2 protein-coding genes are annotated in these 2,453 nt (G+C 67.0%); both read right to left on the reverse strand.

Translation table 11 applies throughout. The features are described 5' to 3' along the window. Positions 1–701: hypothetical protein (locus EP26_RS36635; RefSeq protein ID WP_169747582.1), on the reverse strand; the 701-nt coding region annotated here is incomplete at its 3' end. Positions 702–2,150: 1,449 nt separating this feature from the next. Then, the coding region (locus tag EP26_RS31450) for an IS630 family transposase (RefSeq protein WP_043345778.1) at positions 2,151–2,453 on the reverse strand (303 nt) is incomplete at its 5' end.

Raw genomic sequence — 2,453 nt, forward strand, 5'->3', positions numbered from 1 at the left:
GCCCGGACGGTGACCGGGATGTCGATGCTGGTGGTGGCGCTGCTGCCATCCCGGGCCTCGGTAGCGGTGGCGCGGCTGCCCTCACTGTCGGTTGCCGCAGATGTCCTCAGGCTCGCCTCGAGAGGCGCTCCCTCACGGGCAGCCCTGGAACGGGCCGGGGTGGCGGCAACGGTTGTGACCTGCGGACGCGATATGGCATGGCTGTCGATGGCGGCGGTCTCGACAGTGGTCACCACCTCGAGTGGAGTGGTGATTGTATCTGAACTCTGGGGCTCGCCACGGATCGAGGTGAGAGCGCCGGTAGATGCTTGCTCGGCGGCCGTTGAGCTGGGGCGTGCTACGCTGCCCACAGCGGCGGATGCCGCCGTATAGCCCGCGATTGCCGGGGCGGGAGACAATTGATTCGGCGCGAGCGACGCGAGTTCCGGCTCGAGCCCTGGCTCGACATCGTCTGCGACGACGTCTGGTTGTCCGGGCAGGGCAGAGCCATCCCGGAGGCCGCCACCGAGGCCGAACGGTTGAACCGTCGCGCCTCCTGCCGCGACAGTGCCACCGGCCAGTGCCGTGCTCAGTGACCCGGTACCCTGCGGTACCATGCGCTGCACGGCCCGTAGCGCTCTCAACGAGGCTTCATCGACAATGCTGTCCTGAAGCGGGACATCGACGCCGGTTGCGGCCGCAGGCTCCGGACTTCCGCTCATCGCCTTGTCTCCAGCACTCTTGGACGGCCTGTGCCGCCGCGGCGTAGATCAGCCGTCAGCACTAGCACCGAATCGTACGCTTTCGGAACGGCGCGGTGCCTCGTTTTGGGCCCTTGGTTCAAGGCTCTGTGACATCGTGGTGCGCAGGCCGGCGGTAGGGAGGTCCGTCCCTTTACCTGTATGCGTTATGCCGGACGCTGCGTGACGGAGTGGACCGGCGGCGTTCTATCGCTGGCGCGTTGCTGACCCCGACGCCTGGGATGAGCTTGAGCCACTTACTCTCACCCTTCGACGTGTATCAGGTTTTGGCAGCGGCCGTGACCGGCGTGACCCTCATTTGCGGGGAGTGGCCTGCGACAGCGCGCTCGTGGTCGTGCCGCACGGTGGCGAACACGCTCTCGATCGGGTTCGGGGTGCGCAGATGGTCCCGAACCTTGGCGGGAAGTCAGGACGGTCCAAGACGCTACGGTCCCTCGCCAGCCCAGTGGCCACCGTCGCGGTTGTGTCCCGTACTCCTCGCCGGGGCTTGCCATCGTCGCCACGGCGGTGTTGCTGTCCGGCGCTGTCCAGACCTCGCACAGGGTCGATTGGCAGGCCGATCAGCTCCTTCTTGCCCCACAGCGTGGCGCAGTCAGATCCGCATGTACTCGGTCTTCGGCTCCGTCCGTGCCTGGAGGGAGACGCTGTCCACCCAGATAGTGGCCGAGAACCGGGCCAAGAGGTCGCGCCGCTGCCCGCGCGTAGAGCCCGCCTGGCCCTCGTCACGCAGCCACGCGATCACCAACGGTGATAGGTTTGGTTATCCTCGCCCAGCTGTGCCCCGGCTGCCTCCCCCAAGTCGTCCGTGACGAGTCCGCGCCGTTGCCGGATCAGCAACAGAACATTTAGGCGCCACGTCCAGCGTGGCCGAGGGGCCCAGGTGCAGCAGATCCGCCAACGGGCCGCCTCCTCGGCGCCGCGGTCGCGCAGCGTGGCCCGGCACATCGCGGCCGGGCCGATGCCAGTCGCAACCGGGCGCATAGAGCCACGCCCATGCCGCACCATCCGCGCACGTGGGTCTGGCAGTCGCAAACCCTGCCTCTCTGCCCGGAACGCCTCCGCCTCAGCCTCCACGGCCTGCCAGCACGCATCAGGCGCCGCTCCTGAAGACCGCTGGCAGCAGATCCTCGATCGCATCGCGCTGGCGGGGGCGGCGACAGTGCGAGCCCTCGCCATGGCATTCCCCCCTCTGGGACGGTTCTGACAGGGGCGTCGCCGGCTTCGACACGCCGCTCTCAGGCCGCCATCACCCAGTTTCAGCCATCGTTCTACCCGCCTGTGGCTTGTGCGCTCCGGATCGTCCGTGGATGTCCGAACGCGGCCTAGAAGCGCAGTCCGGTGCCGGTGCCCCGCTTCCATCTCAAGAGGCAGTCTGAAGCATGGCACGGAAATGGTCCCTAGTGCACTGACTCAAACGGAAGGTGCAGGAAGCCTGGCCAGCGTGCCGAGGATGGTGTCGGCAGGCCTGGTCCAGGCGAATGGCTTGGCCTTCTTGTTGTGGTCGCGGATGTAATGGGTGATGGCGTCCTGCAGGTCGGGGACTGACTGAAAGACGCCGCGGCGGATGCGCCTGCGTGTGATGGCCGAGAAGAAGCCCTCGACGGCGTTGATCCAGGACGCCGATATCGGCGTGAAGTGGAAGACCCAGCGCGGATGATCAGCCAACCACTGCCGGACCTTTGGGTGCTTGTGGGTGGCGTAGTTGTCAAGGAT

Source organism: Belnapia moabensis DSM 16746 (assembly GCF_000745835.1).
Classification (GTDB): domain Bacteria; phylum Pseudomonadota; class Alphaproteobacteria; order Acetobacterales; family Acetobacteraceae; genus Belnapia; species Belnapia moabensis.